Genomic DNA, 22677 nt, shown 5'->3' on the forward strand with positions numbered 1-22677 from the left:
ACGGGATGGCCTTCAGGGTAAAACTGTTCATTTATTGAGCAAAAATGCCGTCAGTCGAAGGCAAGCGTCTGCCAGGCTCAGTGCCTCGGTATCGATCTCGCACTCGGCCGACAGCGGCGCCTCGTACGGGCTGTCGATGCCGGTGAAGTCCTTGATGCGCCCTTCCCGTGCAGCCTGATACAAACCTTTCGGGTCGCGTTGCGCGCACACCGCGAACGGCGTGCTGACATACACCTCGATGAAATCGCCTTTGGCGAATAAACGACGTGCGGCCTCACGCTCGGCGCGAAAGGGCGAGATCGCCGCAACGATCACAATCAGGCCGGCATCGACCATCAGCCGCGCCACCTCGGCCATGCGCCGGATGTTTTCCCGGCGACAATCCGCTCCCATCCCCAGATCACGGCACAAACCAGCGCGCAAGTTATCGCCATCGAGTAGAAACGTGTGCAGCTCGAACTGATTGAGCCGCAGCTCAAGGGCGTTGGCCAGGGTCGACTTGCCCGCCCCCGACAACCCCGTCAGCCAGAGGCAGCGCGGTCGCTGGGACTTGATCGAGGCCCGGGCTTCATTCGACAGCGACAAATTGTAAGGTCTGATGGCGCAAGCGGGCATGGATAGCACCTCATTCATAACCAAGCAGCTCGTAATCACGCTGATACGCCCGCCGTACCAGCCGACGGGTCCGAACCGAGCAGAAGTCACGGGCCGGCATCGACTGCCGCTGCCGGGAACTGTTGACGTGCGGCAGCAACGCCGAATGTCCCAATTGCTCGCAGACCAGCTGGAAGTCCCGCTCCAGATGCTCCTGGTAACCCATGAAGTCCAACGCAAGATGCCCCAGGGAGTCGGTGAGAAAATCCGTCTGCGCGGCGAAATGCAGTTGCTGGCGGATCGTTTCAGGGTGCAGCCAGCGACCGACAAAGTCGTCGAAGTCGCGGTAATGGCTGACCAGTTTCTGCGCCGCGTGATCGCGCGGTCCCAACGCGTTGCCTCGCAAAAACGCGTAGGCGGAATAGGCCCTCTCCAACGGGTCGCGAACGAAAGCGAATTTGAAACAGGCGGCGAACTGCTCGGGAAACTGTTGTTCGTACCAGTACAGCGGCAAGTGACCCGGGCTCCAGTTATCGAACAGCGCCGCGCAGACGCTGCTTCCGGCGCACTTGGGGACATGAATGAACAGACAGGAGCGCTGTTCGAAGGCCTTGGGAAAATGCAGGTTGGCCGACATTGACTTGTTCACCACCTGACGGTCGACCACCGACAGGCGCCCCAGCAGGAAAGCCCGTTGCGGCTTGGGCAGGAGTTTCCAGAGATAACGTTGCAACATGAAAGCACCCGCGCGAAAGGGATGGCCCTCTCGATTGAAGTCAAGGTTCGTTCAGGAACATTAACAAGCGCGGAGCGTAGTTTTATTCAGGTTTGGTCAAGGAAGGTAAAGGTCTTGATACAAATCACCGGGCACATTGCGCGCCCGGTGAACAAAGGTCAGGCGATGTCTTCCGCCGGGGCGTCGAGGCCCATGGCGTTCAGGCGGGCGTAATAGCCATTTTGCGCCAGGAGCTCGGCATGGGTGCCGCGCTCGACGATCCGGCCCTGGTCCATGACCAGAATCAGGTCCGCCTTCTCGATGGTCGACAACCGGTGAGCGATCACCAGAGTGGTCCGGCCTTTCATGACCTGGTCCAGTGCCGCCTGAATATGCCGCTCGGACTCGGTGTCGAGGGCCGAAGTGGCTTCGTCGAGAATCAGCAATGGTGCGTTCTTCAACAAGGCACGGGCAATCGCCAGGCGCTGGCGCTGTCCACCGGACAACAACACGCCGTTCTCGCCGACCTGGGTGTCCAGGCCCTCGGGCAATTGTGCGATGAAGTCCATCGCATAGGCGTCTCTTGCCGCTTTTTCGATGTCTTCACGGGGCGCCCCCGCCAGATCGCCATAGGCAATGTTATTGGCCACGGTGTCGCTGAACAGGGTCACGTGCTGGGTCACCTGGGCGATGTGTTTGCGCAGGTTCAGCAATTTGTACTGCTCCACTTCAACGCCATCGATCAGGATCTCGCCTTTGTCGTGGTGATAGAAACGCGGAATCAGGTTGGCCAGGGTCGACTTGCCGCTGCCCGAACGCCCGACCAGTGCCACCATTTGCCCCGGCTCGACCGAGAAACTGATGTCGTCGAGTACCTGGCGATCGGTGTCCGGATAAGTGAAGCTCAAGTGGCGCACGTCCAGACGACCGCTGACGGCATCACGCTCGACCGTGCCGGTATCGATTTCCGGCGCGACGTCCAGCTGCTCGAAGATGCTCTCGGCACCAGCCACACCTTTCTGGATGGTCGAGCTGACTTCGGACAATTGACGGATCGGCTTGGGAAGCAGGCCGGCCAGGGTGATGTAGGCGACCATGTCACCGGCCGACGCATCGCCGCGCAGGTACAGCACCAGGAACATCAGCACCGCCATGGCGCTGTAGATCACCAGTTGCAGCAACGGCGTATAGATGGCGCCGGTACGGGTCATGCGCAGTTGTTTGTCAGTATTGCCCTGGCTGGCCTCGTAAAAGCGCTTTTCTTCGTAGACTTCGCCGCCGAAGCTGCGCACCACGCGATAGCCCTGGATGGTTTCCGAAGCCACGTGCGTCACGTCGCCCATGGCCAACTGGATTTTCTTGCTTTGCTTGCGGAATTTCTTGCTTGCTGTGCGCACCATCACCGCGATCAACGGCAGGATCGCAACCATCACCAGCGTCAGCTTCCAGTTCATGAACAGCAGCGAGGCGAACAGGAAGATGACCGTCATGCCTTCTCGGATTACGACCTTGATCGCATCTGTTGCCGCCCCGGTGACCATCGTCACGTTGAAGGTGATACGTGAAATCAGATGACCCGAGTTATGCTTGTCGAAATACCGATTGGGCAAAACCAGCAGGTTATTAAACAACTGCACACGTAAATCATGGACCAGCCCGAGGGAAACCTTGGCCAGAAAGTAGTTGCCCAGATAAGATCCCAGCCCCTGCCATGCGGCGATCAGGATGATCAGCAACGGCACCGCCTGCAGCAGTTGCAGGTCTCGCAGGTAAGGCACGGTTGGAAACAGCACTGCCTCGGGGTTGGACAGGCCGTCGACGAAGTACTTTAGGATGTAGCCGAGCATTGGCTGCGTCGAAGCGAAAATCAGAAAACCGACGATGCTGATCAGAAACAGGCTGATATACGGCCGGACATAGCCGAGCAGGCGGAAGTAGATTTTCAAGCTCGAAGGGCTTGCGGAGAGACTGGAGTCGGTCATATCACGCGAATGTCGATAAAAAGGACGCTGACTTTAGCACAGCTTCCTCAGGGTTCTGGCAATCGCATAAAGGCTGTTATTGTTACGCGTCAGATTAAGCATCAAATAGCCATCGCTCCAAAATGGCCGATCAACTTCAGGATTGAATCTCTCAGCATGCAACTCAGCGGTTTCAATAGCGTATCCAATCGAGTCTTCGATTTCATTTGCCTCTGGATTCTTCCGGTCGGCTACTTTTTGCTTTTGTGCGCGCTGTTTTTCCTGCCGGGACGAAGTCTGCATCACAAGCTTTTTTATGGCCTGTTCAGCATTCCAGCGCTGATTGCCCTTTGCTTGCGGCCCCGTGAATTCAAGGAATTGCTGCGCGAACCGATCTTCGTCGCAGTGCTGGTGTTCGCAGCCTGGGCGCTGGTGAGTTTGTGCTGGGGTCCTGAAAACAAAAGCATCGGTCAGTTCAAGCCGCCACTGCATACATTGTTGTTGTTTGCAGGCTGTTACTTGCTGGTGCGTTATCGCAGTGAAATCGTTCAGCCGCTGTTGTTCAGCGCCTCGATGGTCGCCCTGATCGGCACGGCTTACTACTTATGCCTCTTTGCTCGAATCTACGAGCCCGGGCTGCGGCTGATAGGTGGCGGCGCGTTCGACAATCCTTTGCTCAGTTCTCACATCTTCGGCTTTTTTTGCGCGTACTGGCTGAGTTTGAGCATGACCTGCAAGCGCCAGAAAGTGCTCTGGCTGAGCATCCCGGCGATGGCCATCATGTTCGCTGCGGTGCTTGAAACGGGGTCAAGAACGCCTCTGGTTGCACTGACGTTGGCGTCACTGTGGCTGAGTTTCATTTGTTGGGGTCGCAGGTCCGTGGTCTTGCTCGGCGCGCTGCTCATCAGTGGGGCAACGGTGACCGTACTGTTCTCGCAGATGATCATCGAACGCGGCGACTCCTATCGCTTTGAAATCTGGCAGTTGGCCCTGAACAAAATTGCTGATCACCCGTGGATCGGGCATGGCTATAACGCGGACCTGGCCATCGACCCTGGGGTTGGTACGAATTTTCAGGAGCCTCACAGCTTTGTATTGGGCGTGCTCTATTACGTCGGCATTCTCGGCCTTCTGCCGTGGTTGTTCTTTCAAGCCTGGGGTTTGCTGAGCAGCTGGCGCCATCGCGTGCAACCGCTGTTCATCATTGCGTCCACCTGGCTGGTATTCGGCATCGGCGCGGGTTTGACCGAAGGTGGCGGGATCATTTCCCGACCGAAGGAACACTGGTTCCTGCTGTGGATTCCGTTGGCGCTTATCGCTGCGCTGAGCATTAACCAGCGCGCCAAACGTTTATTGGCGATGCCGGTCAAGTCACTGAAATCGACCGTCATGCATACGATGACTGCCAATGCGCAGGTGATTGAAGAAGATGGTCTGGGCCCCAAAGTGCTGCGTCTGGTCGATGGCAGCTTCCTCAAGCTGTTCCGGCGACGCCGCTGGTACACCTCGGGTAACTTCAACCCCTATTCCGAACGCTTTGCGGTCAACAGTGAGCAATTGCGCAACCTCGGCATTCCCACCCCCCAAATCCTTGACCTGTATCGGCTCGACGATGGCAGCAGCGCCGTGCACTACTCGCCACTGCCGGGCAATACGTTGCGTCAGGTGCTGCAAGGCATTACCGCACCGGCGGTACGTCAGGCGCTGGTGGAGCGGTTCGGCAAGTTCATGGCGCAACTGCATGAACAGGGCGTCTATTTCCGCTCGCTGCATCTGGGTAACGTACTGGTGTTGGAAGATGGCGAGTTCGGCCTGATCGATGTCGCCGACATGCGCATCTATCCTTCGTCGCTGAGCCTGTCCCTGCGTCAGCGTAATCTGCGCCATATGCAGCGCTACACGGTGGATAAGCGCTGGTTGTTCGAAGACCATTTCGAAGCACTGCTCCAGGGATACGCCATGATGGCGTCGAAATCCGCTGTCGATAACCTGCACAGGCAAGTGCTGGCCGGGAGTTCCCCGGCTCGGACTCAATGATGACTGAAACCAATCCGTTCATTGCGCTGGCAGCCTACCTGCTGGCCATCGTGACCGCCGCCCTGTTGTTGCGCGCCGTTCCGAAAATCACCCGTCACCTGGAGCATTCCGGCGAAAGCCGCTATGCCAGCATTGACGGACTACGCGGCTATCTGGCGTTTGGTGTGTTCGTGCACCATTCGGTCATCACCTGGATCTTCCTGCGCACCGGCGTTATCGAATTTCCGCCAAGCAACTTCTACTCGCAGCTGGGCCAGGGAAGCGTCGCGCTGTTTTTCATGATCACCGGTTTTCTGTTCTGGAACCGATTGCTCACTCAGGGACGTCAACACGACTGGCTGGCCTTCGCAGTCTCTCGGGTGTTTCGCCTCTACCCGTTGTACCTGCCGTTGATGCTGATTGTATTTGTCACGGTGTTCTATTTGCAGAACTGGGAACTCAAGGACCCCGGCATCCGACTGGCCGGGCAGATACTGGCCTGGCTGACGTTCGACCGGCCGGACGTCAACCAGTACCACCAAACCGGCATGCTGATCTCCAACGTCACCTGGACCCTGGGCTACGAGGTGTTTTTCTATCTGGCGCTGCCATTGGCCGGCATGGTCTTCATTTATCGCGGCAGCTGGCTGCAAGTGGTGCTGTGCCTGATCGGCATTTACGCTCTGTACCAATTGGTCGGGTGGGAGCACTCACTGAAGAAGCACTTTCTGGCGAGTTTCCTGGGCGGCATTGGTGCGGCGTACTGGATACGCCGCCCACACTTGATGGCCTGGGGTCAGACGCGACAGGCGGGGATTATCGCGTTGCTGGCGCTGGCGATTGCCTTTACGGCATTCAACCGCGCGTTCAACCTGCTGCCACTGCTGCTGCTTTCCCTGTTTTTTGTCATCGTGGCCTCTGGAAACACCCTGTTCGGCGCTCTCAAGCCGCGCAGCATCCGCTGGCTCGGGGAAATCAGCTACAGCACCTATTTGCTGCACGGGTTCGTGCTTTGGGTGATGGTGCAACGCCTGCCGCTGGTGATGGATCTGGACGCTCGTGACACCTGGACCTATCTGTCGCTGCTGGCCGTATGCACGTGCCTGCTGATTGTCATCAGTAGCCTGACGTTCTTGTACATAGAAAAGCCAGGCATGTCGGCCGGCCGCAAACTCTTGCAGTGGCTGCGCCAAGGCAAAAAGGCCGAAAAGAGCCTAACGGAGAAGGTCGCTCGCTGAAGCGATCAGCCCCCTTTCCAAAGCTGATAACGCATCCTCTGTAGCAGCTGGCACAACCGGACGCAGGTTTCGCCAGCTGCTGCACAGATCGCGATACGACCTTAGTCTTTTTCCAGCGGCGAGAAATACAGCCGCCCCAGACCGCGCCAGGTCTTCTTGTTCCAGGCCCTGAACGGGATCTGCGCCAGCAGCTCGCGGGCGAGCTTGCGGTCACGGTTGGCGGTCTTGAGGAACATAGAACTGAGGAACTTGTAACGCACCTCGTCGTACAGCGGATGATCGCTGAACAGCGCGTAGGAGCGCAGGATGTTGTCGACCATGAAGCGGTGGTTCTTATAGGAGTTGGTGGCGTGCTTGCGATAGCGCGCCATCAGCACATTCAGGCCATCGATAAAGTAACCGGCACGGGTCACCTTCAGCTCGATCAGCAAGTCTTCCAGTCGGATGTTCGGATCGAACCCACCCACCTTGTCCAGCGCTTCCCGGCGGATCATCAGGGTTGGCGCGGGCGGATAGGGTTTGCGCTCCAGGAACATGTCATCGAAATCCAGACGACGGAACGGCACATCACGGCGCTGACGCTTCTCGGGATACAGATTGCCGTCGGCGTCGATCAGCTCGATGTTGCCGGCGCAGATACCGACCTCGGGCTTGCCATCCATGTACGCCACCTGAGTCGCGATGCGCTCCGGCAGCATGATGTCGTCGGAACCGAATGGCACGATCAGGCTGCCCTTTGAACGGGCAATGGCGCCATTGAGCGTGTTGGTCAGCCCCTGGTTCTGCTGAACCTGGAAATCGAAACCGTACTGCGCCTGCAACACCTTGATCCGCTCGACGCTGTCATCCTTGGAGCCGTCGTCGACCACCAGCAGCTCGATGTTCTTATAGGTCTGGTTGAGGACGCTGAGAATGCTTTCCTCTATGTAGCGAGCGTGGTTGTACGACGCGATGATGACGGTTACGAGAGGTTGCGCGTCGCTCATGGTTGTTCCTTGCGGGCCTGTTCCAGGCCGGAGTCGATCAGGTTCAGGTATTCCTGGCGGAACACCTCGATGTCATGTTGTTCCTGGAGATAACGGAAGGACTGCTCGCCCTTGACCTTGAGCTCGTCATCCGACAGCCCGAGGTAGCTATCCAGTGCCGTGATCAGGCTCGGCACGTCTTTTGGCGTAATCGCCAACCCGCCGGCACCTTCGATCAACGGCAGCATGGCCGGCACGTTGGAGGCGATCACCGGCAGATGCCCGCTCATGCCTTCGAGCAGCGCCAGTCCCAAGCCTTCAGCCAGGGACGGCATGGTCCAGATGTCGAACGCGCGAATGTACTGCAAGGCGATTTCCTTGAAGCCCAGCAGGTGCGCGCGACCGGTCAGGCCCAGGCTTTCGATTTCGGATTTCAGGCGCGACTCTTCGCGGCCGGCACCGATGATCGCCAACTGGGTATTGGGGTATTTGTCTTTGAGGGCAGCAAACGCCTGCAACAGATAGGTGTGACCCTTGACCGGCACCAGACGACCCAGCGCCCCGATCAAGCGCACCGACGGATCGATGCCCAGCAGTTCACGGGCACGCTCGCGGCTGTGCTGCAAGCCTTCGGCCTGCTCGATGTCGATGGCGTTGGTAATGGCGTAGGTATTCTGGTCGGTGAAACCGCAGTCACAGTCCAACAGGTACTGCTTGACCGCCGGCGACACACCGACGAAACGCCAGTGACGATCGATCAGGCGCTGGGTCTGGCGACGCCGGTAAAACCGGTCGTACTCGCCAAATCCGTGGGAAATGCCGATGCACAGCGGGACCTTCAACCAGCGGTTGAGCGTCAGCATCATGTTTACCGGCTTGAAGCGGTTACAAATCACCACGTCGAATTTTTCTGCGCGGCAAAACTTGTACAGCTGCCACATCGCCCGCAGGCGCATGCCCTTGAGGGACTTGTCGGAAAACTCGAAGTACACCGAACGGTCGGCCCGGCTCACAGCCTCGCCCGGCCCGGGTTTGCCACGCAGGAATGCCGCCGTGACCTCATAGCGATCACTCGGCAGCGCCTTGACGATCTGCTCCGCGAGGTCGGCAAAATCATGGGCTTTGACGTTGTAGTCAGGCTGCAATTGCAGAACCTTTGACCGTTGACTCATAACTCTCCCCGGTGAAAACCTGTCGCATCGATGACCCAGGCCGGTTCGGCGGCAATACGCCTGACCTCGGCTGGATCGGGTGGAGGTAACCGTGACCACTCGTTGCGTTTCCAGCAAACAAAATGGAAGTACGGAAACCGGCGATCGCCATCGCGATCATTACTCAAACAGCCATTACGCCAATACCAGCGTTGCGGAAAATCATCCGTGCCGTCGTGCCACTTGATACAGCCACCCGGCGTGCTGAACGCCTCGGTGAATTCGCTGCGCCGACGCCACGGATTGAACTTGCCCACCAAAGTGAACAAAGGCTCGGGGAAATTCTTGCGCCAGAGAAAGATTCGACTGAATGCGCCCTCGTCCAGCGCATGATGCTCCTGATCGGTGAAGCGCTTTCGCCAGTCCTTCATCTGCATGAACAACTCACGTTTGCGGGCGTTGTTGCGCATCAGGCAGAGATGCCCTGCTACCCGCCGCTCGTGAGTCGAGAACAGGTCATAACCGGCCAGACGATCAGGGGTGAAGTAACTTCGCAGGTCACCATACACCAGATCAATATCGCCGAACCCCCAGAAATCATAGCCTTGCAAGCGGTCGGCATGAATATGCCCCAGCGCCGGCTTGATGTCGCAAAGCTTGTAAGCTGTATCCGGTGCAAAATCGATGCCCAGCCGTTTTGACACCAACCCGCAGTATTCGCTGAACGTCATGAACTCGACGGTGACGTTGGGTGGCAGGTTATCGGGCGTGCCGCAATCGCTGAACAGCAACCAGTCGATATCGGCATTGCGACGACAACTTTCCAGGAAAAACGGCATCCAGAACGGCCATTGGCCGAAATACGGAATCAGAAAAACAATGCGCGGGCGTGGGTTGATCACAGAAGAATCACTGCAGTGGTTTAAGACGCGGCCATGCTAGACAGCGAAGTGCTTCATTTCTGCTGTCGAGATGTTTCATCATGATTCAAAAGCCATAACAATTCATGACGTCTGACCGCCTTGCGAAAAAATTCGTTTTCGCCATAAAGGGGCGGCACTCTACGGGCCAGCAGACGCTGTATCAACCGACGCAAACGTCGCTTGAACGGCATGGGCGGTTGCAGGTCATGCATCATGCCCAGTGCCATAGCTTTATCACGCTGAAGGTCCAGCGACAGCGGCAGGCAGCAAGGCTGCATCGGTGTGGTCGAGTCGAAGGCCGGCGGCAGCGCGATGCCATGCCCCGCATCGCCCATCGGCCAGCGATCGTTATCGTGCAGATGATTGGCGTAGCCGAGCAAGGTGGTCGGTTGCCATTCCAGGCCTCGCAAGGCTTCGAGGACCGCTTGCTGGGCACAGAGATGATCGGGATGCGGGTCGAGCGTCGGGTGCGGCAGCACGATCACTTCAGGGCGCGCGCGCAGTATCAGTTCACGCAGATCGGCCAGCAGGTTGTTCCAGGTCGGAGCACCGTCGACGTCGCCCGGCAGGGCAAATGGATTCAACTGGCGATAGACGCGGGTGTCGCTCAATTCGGCTTCGCGGGAACCCATCGGCTTCGCCGGTGCGGCCTGCATCGCCGCCAGTTGCAGGCAGAAATAACCCAGTTGCACGCAATGCGCTTCAGGCACGCCAGCCCAACGCGGCACAGCGATGCTGTCCCAGGCGCGCAAACGGCCCTTGAGCCGCGCCGCCTCGACCTTGTTCAGGCCGATCTGCTGATAATGCTCGGCTTCGATTTCACCGGCGGTGAGGGTCACGATCCAGGCTTCATCGGCCTGGCTGTATAAACCATAGGCGGCCAGTTCGGCGTCATCGGCATGAGGGGCGATCACCATTACGCGCTGGCGGCGGTAATCCGGTTGTTCCAGCGCCCACAGCACAGGCTCACCGAGCAAGCGGCAGAAGCGTCCGTGCAGGCGCAACTCGCCCCGCGACAATACTTGCGCCTGACCACTGAGGTTCAGGTAACGCAGGCCATTCACACCGCGCTCAAAGGTTTGCCGGTCCGGATTGTCGCCACCCAACAACTCGACCACCGGGTCGATAAAGCGCCCCAGCCACGTGCTTTTTACCCGCAGCGCCAACACCAGCGTTGCGTCGTCGACCAGCATCACGCCTTCGTCCAGGCGTAACCGCTCACCGTCCAGATGCACCTTGGGCTGCGGGGTGTAGGGCGGGAAGCTGTATTGGTAATCGTCTTTGGGCGAATAGAACAAATGGTCGGCGAACCATGCCTCGTGGGCAATCCAGCCCAGCACCGCGAGTACCAGCGGCAACCACCACGCCACCAGCACGCCGATGGCAATCAACAGCACCAGCGCGATCAACAGGCCGATGCGTTTGTTGCGCCGATGGCGCTTGAGCAGTTGCTGTTTGCGGCTCATGGGTTCACTCACACGGTGAAGACCGGCACGGGATTGCACCAGCGGTCCTTGTATTCCCGGTCGGCGCGGCCGAAGGAGAACCGCAAGGGTTTACCCAGGGCGCGGGCGTGTTCCCAGGCACTTTGGGTATTGAGAAAACTCAGCACGCTGCCGGGGCTGAACTCTCGCGTTTCGGGATCGACACCGCCATTGATGTACTCGACGCTGATCCACTCCGGCGCCTCGACGCGGTACACCAGTTGAATCGCAATCGGCGCATCGTTGAGGAAAATCACCGAGCCGATCAGCAAGTCCCGCAGCAGCTCGATCACCTCGCCCATGCGCTCGGCGCCGGTGGCCGGGAAGCCCCAGCGACGCTGGAACAGGTCGCAATAGATCGCGCCCAGCTCAGCGCTGGAAAACTCGGCGACCGGCCGCACCACCCCGCCCGCCTCTTCCAGCAGACGCAATTCACGGCGCTGGTTGTAGCGAAACTTCTTCGACAACTCTTCGGGCGTGCGGGCCATCGCCAGTTGCTCAGTCTGCAGCTTGATGCCGGTGAAACGGCCTTCGTTGAGCGCCGACAAATAACGTCCGCGATGGCGCAGCGGCGCCTGCGCATCGGCGGCGGCCGGCAGGATCAACTCGGCATTGCCGAGGTCGAACAGGCCTTTTTTACCACGGCGCTTGAGTACGTCTTTGGACAGCGCCAGGTCACGGCCCCAGGTCGGGATAGCGGCTTTAACTTCACCGTTTTTTTCCCAGGCCAGGTAACGCACCGGGATCCCGGCCAACTTTGCCAGACGTTCAACTACCAGAGGATGGGTCGCGACGCTGCCGCCAAAACGTTGCCAGGCCTGTGCATAAGTCGAGGCGTCGACCACCGCCCAGCCCCGTTCGCGCCAGCCTTGAAATCGGTTGAGCATCAGCCCCTCGGTGCCAGTTCAGTGACGTGCGGCAAATGCCAGAAAGCATCGCGTACCGCGCGGTCGGAGAAACGCTCACGCAGGCGATCGAGCATCAGCTCGGCACACTGGTGACGTTGCTGGTCGTCCATCGCGGCCAGGTGTTGCAGCCCTTGGGCCAGGCGTTCGGCATCGCCCAACGGGAACAGAATGCCGACGCCTTCGACGACTTCCTTGGCCCCACCGCACGCGGTGGCGAGCAACGGTACACCGGCGGCCATGGCTTCCAGCAGCACCATGCCGAACGGTTCGTGATCAGAACTCAGGGCAAACACATCGAAGGCACGGAAATAACGACGGGCATCCGGCACCTGACCGAGGAACAACACGCGGTCGCCGATACCCAGTTCCCGGGCCAGAGCCTTGAGGTCCTCCTCCAGGCGACCACTGCCGAGGATCACCAGTTGACTGTTGCCCGGCAAGCCCGGCAATGCCTCGGCAAATCCGTGCAGCAGCGTGGTCTGGTCTTTGTCTGGGTGCAGCCGTCCGACGTTGCCGACAATCCAGGCATCCGCCGACAGGCCGAGGGTTTCCCGGGCCTCGCGCACCGACACCTGGCTGGTTTGCAACGCCGGCACATCGACACGGTTATACAGCGTCTGAATCCGCCCGGCCGGCCATTTCGGCAGGCAACGGCGCATGTCGTCACGCACCGCATCGGAGACCCCGAGCAGGCTCAGGCGCTTGCGGAAAATATGCGCGAACAGTTTGCGGGTGCCGCGTTTGTAATCGCCAAACGCGTGATGCACACCAATCACCGGCAGCGAGGTGCCGAGCAAGGCGATGTAGATCGGCTTGAAGCGGTGAGCAATGCAGAAACTGAAATTGCGCGAGGCGGCGATCTTGCGCAGATCGCTGATGGCGCCCAGCTTCAGGCCACGAATGGCCTTGGAGCTGTATTCCATGAACAGCACTTCATCGGAAGCGCAGTTCGCGGCGACTTCGCTATCGGCGGCCCCGGTCAAAAAGACCGTGGTCACCCGATAACCGGTCCCCGCGAACAGGCTGGCGTACTGCCGGGCGCAGTCCAGGAACGGCCCGTCATAGCCGTGGCAGAACTGCAACACATGGCGTTCAGCCGAGCGTGTCATAAGCGTTGGCGCCCTCTTTGACCACCAGGATGTCTTCCATGATCAGATACTGTAGATCGGAACCGAAGAACATGTTCAGCGCGTCGGTCGGCGAGCAGATCATCGGCTCGCCACGACGGTTGAGCGAGGTGTTCAGCGACACGCCGTTGCCGGTCAGCACTTCCAGCGCCTTCATCATGTCGTAATAACGCGGGTTGTATTCGCGCTTGAGCACCTGGGCCCGGGACGTGCCGTCTTCGTGGACGACTTCCGGCACGCGGGTCTTCCATTCTTCAGCCACTTCGAAAGTGAAGGTCATGAACGGCGCCGGGTGATCGATCTTGATCATCTGCGGGGCCACGGTGTCGAGCATCGACGGGCAGAAAGGCCTCCAGCGCTCGCGGAACTTGATCTGGTGGTTGATGCGGTCAGCCACGCCGACAGCGCTCGGGCAACCGATGATCGAACGACCGCCCAAGGCCCGCGGACCGAACTCCATGCGGCCCTGGAACCAGGCTACCGGGTTACCGTCGACCATGATTTTGGCGATGTTTTCCGGCATGTTTTCGAGTTTGCGCCAGACCGGCTTGCTCGGATGACGGGCGCACGCGGCGACCACGTCTTCGTTGCTGTACGACGGGCCGAGGTAGACGTGTTCCATCTTCTCGACCGGCACGCCACGGGCATTGGACACGTAGGCTGCTGCGCCGACTGCGGTGCCGGCATCGCCGGAAGCAGGCTGTACGAACAGCTCCTTGACGTCGTCACGGGCGATGATTTTCTGGTTGAGCTTGACGTTCAACGCACAGCCACCGGCGTAGGCCAGTTTGCCGGTTTCCTTGAGCACGTCGCCCAGGTAGTAGTCGATCATCTGCAGCGCAATTTTTTCGAACAGCGCCTGAATGCTGGCGGCGTAGTGGATGTACGGCTCGTCGGCGATGTCGCCTTCGCGCTTCGGCCCCAGCCACTCGATCAGCTTCGGCGAGAAGTAGTAACCCTTGCCCTTCTCTTTATAACGGCGCAGGCCGATCACGTTGGCGTAGTCGGTGTTGATCACCAGTTCGCCGTTCTCGAACGAGGCCAGACGCGAGAAATCGTATTTGCTGGCATCGCCGTACGGCGCCATGCCCATGACCTTGAACTCACCGTCCAGCATGTCGAAACCGAGGAACTCGGTGATCGCGCCGTACAGGCCGCCGAGGGAGTCCGGATCAAAGAATTCCTTGATCTTGTGGATCTTGCCGTTTTCGCCATAACCGAAGAAGGTCGTGGCGTACTCGCCCTTGCCGTCGATGCCGAGGATCGCGGTTTTCTCTTTGAAACCCGAGCAGTGATAAGCGCTGGAAGCGTGGGCCAGGTGGTGTTCAACCGGCTCGATCTTGATTTTCTTCGGATCGAAGCCCAGTTGCTCCAGGCACCAGACGATCTTGTTGCGATAGCGCTTGTAGCGACGGTTGCCCATCAGGATCGCGTCGAGTGCGCGGTCCGGGGCGTACCAGTAACGCTTGGCGTACTGCCAGCGAGCCTTGCCGAAAATGCTGATCGGGGCGAACGGAATCGCGACCACGTCAACGTCGGACGGCTTGATGCCTGCCTGCTCCAGGCAGAACTTCGCCGATTCGTAAGGCATGCGGTTCTTTGCATGTTTATCGCGTACGAAGCGCTCTTCCTCAGCCGCCGCGACCAGCTTGCCGTCGATGTACAAGGCTGCTGAAGGATCATGGCTAAGGGCGCCGGACAGGCCAAGAATCGTCAATGCCACAGGGGTCTAGCCTCTTTAGTCTGCATGCAGGCGACAAGCGCCTCAAAAATTGATGTGCCCCTCGCAAGGGGCGAGAGACAGCTAAAGGGCGGGATTATAGCTTAAAAGCGACGGCAAGCCTCTAGCGGGAAGTGGCAAGCAGCAAGCTCACGCGTTGACAGCAGAAAGACGTCGACATAGGCTCCTGCTCAAATGGACTGGGAGATCCCGGTCGGCGCTATAGCCTCGGTGAGTTCATCGGGGCTTTTCGCTTTCTGAAACAGGGAAAACCTGTTTCAGAACTAGACACATCACCCGCCGGATTACAAAAGCGCTACCCGCGGCCTGCTCGCCAGTAAATACTCAGATTGCCGTCGATAGCCTGGCGGTAAATCGTATAGGGCAAGGAAACGGTGTCCATGACCCCCGACAGGGTCAGGTCCAGCAATACAAAGGGGACGAGGAAGCCGGTGGGATCTGGCGGGGCATTCAGGATGCAGAAGTCGTAGGCCAGGCCGCTGTAGATGCGGGGGATGGACTGGCAGTAGGTTTTTTGTTTTCGCAGGCCGCGAGCGGCGTCTTCGTCATCTTGCAGCACCGTCAGCGCGGTCCCGCATCCCGATAAAGCCAGTGAGAATGTACCGATTGCAACAGCCGTTTTTATGGTCAAGGTTTGCCCTCCGTGAACGTCAGGCGAAACTAGCATCGCGGCTCTTCAGCGCACAGTTCACGGGGTCTGGGGATCATGTAGGACGGTTCACAAGAACTTGTCCTCTTAATCTCGGGTGTCTGTTCTGGCCCCATCGCGAGCAGGCTCGCTCCTACATTTGATCTGCGGTGAACACAGAGCCCCTGTGGGAGCGAGCCGGCTCCGGGCGGCGTTCCGACGATAGGGTCGAAGACCTGATTCAGGCCGCGCCAGAGATGTCTTTGGGCAGACGCTGGTCAATGACCTGATACAGCGCACTGCTCTCGGGCCAGTTACGCATGAACCGCGCCCGGTCCCGCGCATACGCCGGGGCAAAGCTCCCTACAGAGCCATGCTGACACATCGAATCCAGATCGATCAGCGCCCAGCGATCCTGCTGCCAGAACAGGTTATGCCCCTTGAAATCCCCATGACTGATGCGCTCGCGGATCAGCTCGGCAAACAAATGATCCAGCGCCACCAATTCAGCTTCGGGCGCATCACCCTTTTCAACGTACGGCGCAAAGCGCTCGATGATGTCCGGCCCCGGCAGATACTCAGTGATCAAGTACGCCCGGCTGCGCAGCCAGAGAAAACGCTTCTCCAGCAACGCCAGCGGTTTGGGCGTGGCGATGCCGAGGAACGCGAGGCGATTGCCTTCGCGCCACGAGTGCCAGGCACGGCTCGGACGCCAGAAGCGTTTGAGCCAGTGGGCAAAGCCTTTGATGTTGTAGCGCTTGATCACCAGCGTCCGACCACCAACCTCGACTTTTCCTACACTCGCTGCACCGCCAGTCTTGTACAGATGGCCCTGATCGAGCAAGGCATCGGCCTGTTCCAGCACCGGCAGCATCGCCGCCTCTTCTTCACGACGAATAGCCCGCAAGCCAAAAGGCCCGCGCTGGACGCTGAACAACGAACACTCGCGCCCCACCTTGATCAGGTAGTCCTTCAAGCGCCAGCTGCGAACCTTGTCGATCTGCTTCTGCAACGCTTCCATCGGCAAGGCGTGTTCGCCGTTACTCAGCAGGTAATACACCAGCAATTCTTCGGTGAACGGTTCCAAAGACTTGGGCAACTGGGCGAAAAATACGCCGAGGTTTTCCAGGACTTTCTGCCGTGACAGCGGCTGGCCCGGGGTTTCAGCACAGACTCCGCCGCCATCGATCAGGTACAGCCGACCTCGCTGACGCAGGAGATTGTCCAGATGAAGGTCTTCCTGCCAGAGCCCCTTGCGATGCATTTGGCCGATAGCGCCTAACGCCTCGGCCAACACGGCCCCTTGCATATCAGCCAGCACCGGCAAGTGTTCGACTTTTTTCCAGGTCTCCCCCAGGCTCTCGGCGCCTTCGAGGAAATCGAACAGTAGCCAGCCGCCCTCGCCCTCTTTCAGGCCGTCCACCAGCAACTGCGGAGTGGTCAGCCCTTGATCGGCGAGCAAACGCACGCCGTCCAGTTCACGCTGAAAATGCCGCGCCGCCTTGCCGCCGACCAACAACTTGGCCAGCACCGGCCGGCCGCGCCACACGCCGGCGCCGACATAACGCTGCCCCGGCAATACGCGCAACAAGCTCAGCAACTGCAACTCGGCGGGACCGGCAGCATCGGCCAGTGAAATACTCATCGGCAGGCTCGGGCTGCGGCCCGCGCCTTTCAATTCGGACAAACGCATCAGCGCGCCTCCTTGTGACTACGTCGCGCGGTGAGGCGCGAAACCCAACTGTCCACCAGCGAACTGTCCCGTGGCTGATCCACATAAACCGCCAGCAATTCGCGCAACTGCGCTTCGGTCCACTCCGGCGCGCGGCGCAGCAACGGTTCCAGGTCCTTGACCCGGTCACGCTGGCCGAACAGCAACGGCCGGGTTTTTTCCAGGTCGATCAACTGCGCCTGATAACCGTCACCCGTGGCCTGGAGGAAAATGTGCTTGGGGTAGAAGCAGCCGTGAAGCTGGCGCACGCCGTGCAGGCGCCGCGCCAGCTCGCCACAGGCTTTCATGATGGCCGTGTGTTGCGCTTCGCTCAGGTCCGACCAGCGCTGTAACAGCGAATCCAGGTCATCCCAACCGTCCAACGCACGGGTCAGCAGAACCGCCCGCACTTCCCCATCGACTTTGCGCTCACCAAAAAACGCCGCTTTCAGCGCCGGAATACCCAGCTTCTGATAACGACTGATGTTGCGAAACTCGCGGGCAAAACTCGGTTCGCCGAACGGCGCATGGAAGGTGCGCGTCAGGTAGTTGCTCTGGCGCTTGAGGTAGTAGCCATGACCTTCCAGATCCAGCCGAAACACGCTACTCCAGCCGCCACTGACGGTGTTGGGCTCATCCACCGCCTCAAGTTGCTTGTCCCAGAGTGCATCGAACGTGCCGAGGCCATGGCGCTCAAGCAGCGCACGGTCTTCAGCGGCCAGGAAATCAGTCATTCGCGCCCCTCGAAAAATCTCACCACGTGCCGGATGCGTTTTTTGTCGTCGGCATTCAGCCGGTCACGCTGGCGGTATTGCAGGTAAAAGCGCAGGCGCTGGGTGGCCGACAGGTGATATTTCGCCACCTTGTCGAGGCAGGCCAGGTCTTTGGTGATCCGGTATTTGAGCCAGAAGCCGCGCCAGAAATCGCCGTTGGGGCAATCGATCAGGAACAGCTTGGCCTCATCGTCGATCAGCAGATTACGCCACTTCAAATCGTTATGGGTGAAACGGTTGTCGTGCATGGTCCGGGTGTAACCGGCCAACTGACGGCTGACGGAATCGACCCAGGCGCGGTCCGCCAGCTTGGGATCGTGGCGGTCGGCGAGGGCCGACAAGTCTTCGGTGTTGGGCAGTTCGCGGGTGATCATCGCGCCACGAGCATACGCCGCGCCTCGCCGCTCCAGCCCCCAGGCAACCACTTCAGCGGTCGGAATGCCCCACTTGGCGAAGCGCTTGAGGTTCTGCCATTCGGCCTTGACCCGGGGTTTGCCCAGGTAGCGGCGCAGGCCTTTGCCGGCACCCACGTAGCGCTTGACGTAATAATTGACGCCGTTGCGATTGACGCGGATGACCTCGGACAACGGGTCGCGGGTCAGGCGTTCACCCTGAAGCGCAAACACTGCTTCCAGGCTGCCAAAATCTTCCGTCAGATCGCTGTAAGCAGGTTCCAGCTTCCAACCGGGCATCAGAGCGCATCCCCGTATCGCTGTTTACGGTCGTAAAGTTTGTTGGCTTTGCCTTCAAGCCAGGCGAGCAGCGGCGCTTCTTCAGCCAGAATCTGGCGCAATGGCTGCTGGAAGTAGCCTTTGAGGAATCGCAGTTTGTCGCGTTGGGTCAGGCCGATGTCCAGGGCCGAAAAGTACAACGCCGCCAGATCCTTGTTGCGCCAGCGCTGGGTAATGGCCGGCCGGGTCTGGGCGCGGTGCAGGTCGATCACCGAGAGCTTGAAGTCATCAGCCGTCACCGGTTTATCGGTGTGCAGCAGGAAGTGGCAGATGTAGCAGTCGCGGTGGTTGACCCCGGCGCGGTGCATCATGCCGGTCATGCGCGCGACTTCGGCGATCAGCGCGCGCTTGAGTCTGGGCTCGGGCGGGTTCTTGATCCAGTCGATGCTGAAGTCTTCGAGGCTAACGGTGGGCGCCAGCTCTTCGGTGACGATAAACGAGTGTTGATCCGCCGGGTTGCTACCCTTTTCGCCATAAGCGACGGCGGTCATAGTCGGTACGCCGACTTCTTTGAGGCGCTGAATGGCCTTCCACTCCTGACCCGCGCCGAGTACCGGCAGCTTGGCCGTCAGCAGGTTCTTGAAGATCTCGCCCCAGCCGATGCCACGGTGGATCTTCACGAAAAAGCCATTGCCGTTTACTTCAGTGCGCAAGGTCCGGCGCGCTTCCAGTTCACGGTAAACCTCGCCCTGCAAGCCTTCCACTTCGGTGAACGCATCGCGTCCGGCCCAAAGGCTCTTGAACGGTTCAGCCAGCATCAACTTCATTAAGCGTGCTCCGCCAGAATCACATCGGCCGCGTGCTGCGGCATGCTGTAGAGGTCGGCCGTCTCAGCGAAGGCCAGACCGTTGCGGCTCCAGGCCGCCCGTGCTTGAGCGTCGTTCAACATGCCGGTCAGGTACTGGGTCAGCTGCGCCTGATCGAACGGTTCGTCCAACACCAGGCCGGCGTCGGCCTCGGCGATGTAATGGGCGTAACCACAGACCGCGCTCACCAATACCGGCAACCCGGCCACCAGGGCTTCGAGCAACACAGTCCCGGTGTTTTCGTTATACGCCGGATGAATCAGCAGGTCGGCACCCAGCAGGAAACGTGGGATATCGCTGCGCCCCTTGAGGAACGTCACGTTGTCGCCGAGCCCCAAAGTGGCGCTCTGCATCTGGAATAATTTGGGGTCATCCTGGCCAATTACAAACAGCCGGGTGCGTTTCTTCAGATCAGCGGGCAACGCGGCCAGCGCCTTGAGGCTGCGATCCACCCCCTTGGTCTTGAACCCGGAGCCGATCTGCACCAGCAGCAGCTCATCGTCCTTGAGGTTGAATTCGCGACGGAAATCGGCTCGGATTTCGGCGGCATTGGCGGGTGCGCGCCGGTCCTGGGAGATCCCCGGCGGCAGCAAATGGAAGCGTTCCAGCGGTGTGTCGTAATGTTTGATGAACAGCGGCTGCTGGACTTCGGAAATCATCAGCACTTCCGTCTTGGCGTCCTTGGCGAACACCGCGCGCTCGTACTCGGCGAAGTGCCGGTAGCGGCCCCAACGACGGTACAGCGAGTTGCGCAGGTTCTGCGCCTTGTCTTCAAAGCAACCATCGGCGGCGTAGTAAACGTCCAGGCCCGGCATCTTGTTGAAGCCGATCAGACGGTCCACAGGACGCTTGGCCAGGTCCGCTTCCATCCACTCGCTGAGCTTTTCATTACGGCGATGATTGAAGAACGCCTTGACCGGCGCCACCAGCACTTCGAAACCCGGCGGGACATCGCCTTCCCAGATCAGCGTGTAGACGCGAATCTGATGGCCGCGCTGTTGGCACTCCAGGGCGATGCGCATGAAATCGCGCTGCAACCCCCCGAACGGAAAGTACTTGTACAAGACGAATGCCAATTGCATCAGCGCAGCTCCTCAGCCAGTAACAACGTGCTCAGTCGGGTCGCGACACGCTCGGGATTCAGACGCGTGAAGCACAGGGGCCACTCGCGTTTCAGGTCGAACTGACGGGCATCTTCGGCCGTCGGTTGATACGTACATTTCTTTTGCAGGCACGGCGCGCAGGGGAAATCGCTGGCGATGTGAATCTGCGCCTTGCCGTAGGCGCCGGTCAGGCCCGGGTTGGTCGGACCGAACAGCGACAGGGTCGGTACGTCGAGCGCGGCGGCCAGATGACCGAGGCCGGTGTCCACGGCCACGCAGGCTTGAGCGCCAGCCAATACTTTGCCGACACCGGCCAGGTTCAGTTTGGGCAGCACTTCGACATGCCGGAACCCGGCGGCGATGCGTTCGGCCCGGGCCTTCTCGACCGGATTGCCCCACGGCAGCTTCACGGCAACACCGAGATAGCCAACGCGCTCGGCCAGTTCGCGCCAATAGGCTTCCGGCCAGTGCTTGGTGTCCCACGTGGTGCCGTGCAGAAACAGCACATAAGGGTTCTTGCGCGGCAGTTCCACCAGGCGCTCGACGTTCAAGCCGTAATCGCCCAGGCCTTTGGGCAGGTCGTAGCCCAAGGCCAGAGCGAACAATTGACGCACCCGCTCTACCGCGTGTTGTCCACGGCCCACGGCCAGACGACGGGAATAGAAACGTGCGGCGATGGGCTCGCGCGCCGAGTCCTTGTCGAGCCCGGCGACCGGCGCTTTGACATAGCGCGTCAACCAGGCGCTTTTGAGCAGGCCCTGGGCATCAATCACCAGATCGTATCGGGTGGCGCGAACGCTTTGTTTGAAGCGCTTCCACTCGCCACTCTTGAGGGTTTGCCAGAGGTTCTTGCGCCAGCGACGGATCGCCACCGGGATCACCTTGCCCACGGCCGGGTGCCAGGTCGGGATCTCGGCGAAGCCTTCTTCCACCACCCAGTCGAACGTGATGCCGGGGATCGCCCGCGCCGCGTCGGTCAACGCGGGCAACGCGTGAATCACGTCGCCCAGCGAAGATGTCTTGATCAACAGAACGCGCAAGCTATTTGACCTCGACCACAGTGCCCTGCAACCGCTGCAAGGCTTCGTTCACCGCTTGCGGCATGAGCTGGCGCAGGCAGTTGTAATGACCGAAGCGGCAGGTGCGATCGAAGCACGGGCTGCATTCGAGGCCCAGGCGCACAATCTCGACGTGCTCGGCCAAGGGTGGCGTGAAGCCCGGCGATGTCGAACCGTAGACGGCCACCAGCGGGCGGTTGAGCGCAGCGGCGACGTGCATCAGGCCGGAGTCGTTGGACACCACCGAATCGGCGCAGGACATCAGGTCGATGGCTTCGGCCAGGGAGGTGCCGCCGCTGAGGTTGACCGACTCTTCGCGCAGGCCGGGAATCAGCCGCGCGCGGATGTCCTCGCCGACCGCGTGATCGTTTTTCGAACCGAACAGCCAGACTTGCCAGCCTTCGCGGATCTTCGCTTCGGCGACCTTGGCGTAATGCTCGGACGGCCAGCGCTTGGATTCGCCGAACTCTGCACCTGGGCACAGGGCCAACACCGGGCGGTCGAGGGTCAGGCCGAACTTGGCCAGCGCCGCCTCGCGGGTGACCGGGTCGATCTGCAGGCTTGGCCGTGGATACGGTGTCGGCAGTTCGGCACCGCGCTCAAATGCCAGCGCCATGAAGCGCTCGATCATCAGCGGATAACGTTCTTTATCCAGCGTGCGCACGTCATTAAGCAGGCCGTAGCGGAACTCGCCGCGCCAGCCGGTGCGTTTCGGGATGCCGGCGAAGAACGGCACCAGCGCCGACTTCAAGGAGTTCGGCAGCAGGATCGCCTGATCGTACTGGCCGGCCAGGGATTTGCCGATGCGCCGACGCGTCGCCAGCTCCAAGGCGCCATGGCCGAGCGGAAAGCTCAAGGCCTGACGGACTTCGGGCATGCGCTCCAGGATCGGCCGGCTCCATTCGGGGGCCAGGACGTCGATTTCGCATTGCGGGTGGCGTTGCTTGAGACACTGAAACAGTGTCTGCGCCATCACCATGTCACCGACCCAACTGGGCCCAACGATCAGAATTTTCATGTGGTTTCCATAAACGAACCGGGGAG

General features: G+C 59.9%; 21 protein-coding genes. 2 read left to right on the forward strand and 19 right to left on the reverse strand.

The window, feature by feature from the left end; all coding sequences use genetic code 11:
- Window positions 1-27: 27 nt before the first annotated feature.
- The 4 genes from cysC to AB4N91_RS24395 form a co-directional block, all read right to left on the reverse strand.
- The gene (gene cysC, locus AB4N91_RS24380; RefSeq protein ID WP_169857561.1) at window positions 28-633 is read right to left on the reverse strand and encodes an adenylyl-sulfate kinase; all 606 of its coding nucleotides are present in this window, start codon (window positions 631-633) and stop codon (window positions 28-30) included.
- Window positions 626-1330, reverse strand: coding sequence for a sulfotransferase family 2 domain-containing protein (locus tag AB4N91_RS24385; protein ID WP_077747661.1), 705 nt, complete (start codon window positions 1328-1330; stop codon window positions 626-628). The genes cysC and AB4N91_RS24385 overlap by 8 nt, the downstream gene beginning before the upstream one ends.
- A 158-nt stretch (window positions 1331-1488) precedes the next feature.
- A complete protein-coding gene (gene msbA, locus AB4N91_RS24390; protein WP_077747660.1) occupies window positions 1489-3291 on the reverse strand; it encodes a lipid A export permease/ATP-binding protein MsbA in 1803 nt (600 codons plus the stop codon).
- Between the two features lie 33 nt (window positions 3292-3324).
- Complete coding sequence (locus tag AB4N91_RS24395) at window positions 3325-3573, reverse strand: hypothetical protein (protein WP_224795494.1); 249 nt, start codon at window positions 3571-3573, stop codon at window positions 3325-3327.
- A gap of 51 nt (window positions 3574-3624) precedes the next feature.
- Between AB4N91_RS24395 and AB4N91_RS24400 the strand changes: the two genes are divergently transcribed.
- Entirely contained in the window at window positions 3625-5307 is a 1683-nt protein-coding gene (locus tag AB4N91_RS24400) for an O-antigen ligase family protein (RefSeq protein WP_460111838.1), read from the forward strand.
- Entirely contained in the window at window positions 5307-6524 is a 1218-nt protein-coding gene (locus tag AB4N91_RS24405) for an acyltransferase family protein (protein ID WP_102593655.1), read from the forward strand. Before AB4N91_RS24400 ends, AB4N91_RS24405 begins: the two co-directional genes overlap by 1 nt.
- Window positions 6525-6625: 101 nt before the next feature.
- Here the strand turns inward: AB4N91_RS24405 and AB4N91_RS24410 are convergent, their stop codons facing one another.
- From AB4N91_RS24410 to waaF, 15 genes are all read right to left on the reverse strand, one after another.
- Entirely contained in the window at window positions 6626-7510 is an 885-nt protein-coding gene (locus AB4N91_RS24410; RefSeq protein ID WP_010464275.1) for a glycosyltransferase, read from the reverse strand.
- Window positions 7507-8661, reverse strand: a complete 1155-nt coding sequence (locus AB4N91_RS24415) for a glycosyltransferase family 4 protein (protein WP_145310713.1) — start codon at window positions 8659-8661, stop codon at window positions 7507-7509. The genes AB4N91_RS24410 and AB4N91_RS24415 overlap by 4 nt, the downstream gene beginning before the upstream one ends.
- Window positions 8658-9542, reverse strand: coding sequence for a DUF6625 family protein (locus AB4N91_RS24420; RefSeq protein ID WP_010464281.1), 885 nt, complete (start codon window positions 9540-9542; stop codon window positions 8658-8660). Before AB4N91_RS24420 ends, AB4N91_RS24415 begins: the two co-directional genes overlap by 4 nt.
- A gap of 53 nt (window positions 9543-9595) precedes the next feature.
- The gene (locus tag AB4N91_RS24425) at window positions 9596-11029 is read right to left on the reverse strand and encodes a PIG-L deacetylase family protein (RefSeq protein WP_221108111.1); all 1434 of its coding nucleotides are present in this window, start codon (window positions 11027-11029) and stop codon (window positions 9596-9598) included.
- 8 nt (window positions 11030-11037) lie between these two features.
- Entirely contained in the window at window positions 11038-11934 is an 897-nt protein-coding gene (locus AB4N91_RS24430; protein WP_077747655.1) for an antimicrobial resistance protein Mig-14, read from the reverse strand.
- Window positions 11934-13064 carry a glycosyltransferase gene (locus tag AB4N91_RS24435; RefSeq protein ID WP_083375196.1) on the reverse strand — a complete coding sequence of 377 codons (1131 nt, stop codon included), beginning with the start codon at window positions 13062-13064 and terminating at the stop codon, window positions 11934-11936. The genes AB4N91_RS24430 and AB4N91_RS24435 overlap by 1 nt, the downstream gene beginning before the upstream one ends.
- Window positions 13048-14805, reverse strand: coding sequence for a carbamoyltransferase family protein (locus AB4N91_RS24440; RefSeq protein WP_010464288.1), 1758 nt, complete (start codon window positions 14803-14805; stop codon window positions 13048-13050). Before AB4N91_RS24440 ends, AB4N91_RS24435 begins: the two co-directional genes overlap by 17 nt.
- A gap of 313 nt (window positions 14806-15118) precedes the next feature.
- Entirely contained in the window at window positions 15119-15454 is a 336-nt protein-coding gene (locus AB4N91_RS24445) for a YceK/YidQ family lipoprotein (RefSeq protein WP_083375197.1), read from the reverse strand.
- A 238-nt stretch (window positions 15455-15692) separates the two neighbouring features.
- Window positions 15693-17144, reverse strand: coding sequence for a lipopolysaccharide kinase InaA family protein (locus tag AB4N91_RS24450; protein ID WP_154502778.1), 1452 nt, complete (start codon window positions 17142-17144; stop codon window positions 15693-15695).
- Window positions 17144-17896, reverse strand: coding sequence for a lipopolysaccharide kinase InaA family protein (locus tag AB4N91_RS24455; RefSeq protein WP_288114408.1), 753 nt, complete (start codon window positions 17894-17896; stop codon window positions 17144-17146). The genes AB4N91_RS24450 and AB4N91_RS24455 overlap by 1 nt, the downstream gene beginning before the upstream one ends.
- Window positions 17893-18627, reverse strand: a complete 735-nt coding sequence (locus AB4N91_RS24460; protein ID WP_010464295.1) for a lipopolysaccharide kinase InaA family protein — start codon at window positions 18625-18627, stop codon at window positions 17893-17895. Before AB4N91_RS24460 ends, AB4N91_RS24455 begins: the two co-directional genes overlap by 4 nt.
- A complete protein-coding gene (gene rfaP, locus AB4N91_RS24465) occupies window positions 18627-19433 on the reverse strand; it encodes a lipopolysaccharide core heptose(I) kinase RfaP (protein ID WP_314640125.1) in 807 nt (268 codons plus the stop codon). The genes AB4N91_RS24460 and rfaP overlap by 1 nt, the downstream gene beginning before the upstream one ends.
- Entirely contained in the window at window positions 19433-20554 is a 1122-nt protein-coding gene (locus tag AB4N91_RS24470) for a glycosyltransferase family 4 protein (RefSeq protein WP_077747649.1), read from the reverse strand. The genes rfaP and AB4N91_RS24470 overlap by 1 nt, the downstream gene beginning before the upstream one ends.
- Complete coding sequence (gene waaC / locus AB4N91_RS24475; RefSeq protein ID WP_077747648.1) at window positions 20554-21615, reverse strand: lipopolysaccharide heptosyltransferase I; 1062 nt, start codon at window positions 21613-21615, stop codon at window positions 20554-20556. The genes AB4N91_RS24470 and waaC overlap by 1 nt, the downstream gene beginning before the upstream one ends.
- 1 nt (window position 21616) lies before the next feature.
- A complete protein-coding gene (waaF, locus tag AB4N91_RS24480) occupies window positions 21617-22651 on the reverse strand; it encodes a lipopolysaccharide heptosyltransferase II (RefSeq protein ID WP_010464302.1) in 1035 nt (344 codons plus the stop codon).
- Window positions 22652-22677: the final 26 nt, after the last annotated feature.

Source organism: Pseudomonas sp. H3_D04 (genome assembly GCF_054669175.1).

Coding starts and splice junctions, on each gene's coding strand:
- cysC (WP_169857561.1), bottom strand. CDS start 633: ATGAATGAGGTGCTATCCATGCCCGCTTGCGCCATCAGACCTTACAAT.
- AB4N91_RS24385 (WP_077747661.1), bottom strand. CDS start 1,330: ATGTTGCAACGTTATCTCTGGAAACTCCTGCCCAAGCCGCAACGGGCT.
- msbA (WP_077747660.1), bottom strand. CDS start 3,291: ATGACCGACTCCAGTCTCTCCGCAAGCCCTTCGAGCTTGAAAATCTAC.
- AB4N91_RS24395 (WP_224795494.1), bottom strand. CDS start 3,573: ATGCAGACTTCGTCCCGGCAGGAAAAACAGCGCGCACAAAAGCAAAAA.
- AB4N91_RS24405 (WP_102593655.1), top strand. CDS start 5,307: ATGACTGAAACCAATCCGTTCATTGCGCTGGCAGCCTACCTGCTGGCC.
- AB4N91_RS24410 (WP_010464275.1), bottom strand. CDS start 7,510: ATGAGCGACGCGCAACCTCTCGTAACCGTCATCATCGCGTCGTACAAC.
- AB4N91_RS24415 (WP_145310713.1), bottom strand. CDS start 8,661: ATGAGTCAACGGTCAAAGGTTCTGCAATTGCAGCCTGACTACAACGTC.
- AB4N91_RS24425 (WP_221108111.1), bottom strand. CDS start 11,029: ATGAGCCGCAAACAGCAACTGCTCAAGCGCCATCGGCGCAACAAACGC.
- AB4N91_RS24430 (WP_077747655.1), bottom strand. CDS start 11,934: ATGCTCAACCGATTTCAAGGCTGGCGCGAACGGGGCTGGGCGGTGGTC.
- AB4N91_RS24435 (WP_083375196.1), bottom strand. CDS start 13,064: ATGACACGCTCGGCTGAACGCCATGTGTTGCAGTTCTGCCACGGCTAT.
- AB4N91_RS24450 (WP_154502778.1), bottom strand. CDS start 17,144: ATGCGTTTGTCCGAATTGAAAGGCGCGGGCCGCAGCCCGAGCCTGCCG.
- AB4N91_RS24455 (WP_288114408.1), bottom strand. CDS start 17,896: ATGACTGATTTCCTGGCCGCTGAAGACCGTGCGCTGCTTGAGCGCCAT.
- AB4N91_RS24460 (WP_010464295.1), bottom strand. CDS start 18,627: ATGCCCGGTTGGAAGCTGGAACCTGCTTACAGCGATCTGACGGAAGAT.
- rfaP (WP_314640125.1), bottom strand. CDS start 19,433: ATGAAGTTGATGCTGGCTGAACCGTTCAAGAGCCTTTGGGCCGGACGC.
- AB4N91_RS24470 (WP_077747649.1), bottom strand. CDS start 20,554: ATGCAATTGGCATTCGTCTTGTACAAGTACTTTCCGTTCGGGGGGTTG.
- waaF (WP_010464302.1), bottom strand. CDS start 22,651: ATGAAAATTCTGATCGTTGGGCCCAGTTGGGTCGGTGACATGGTGATG.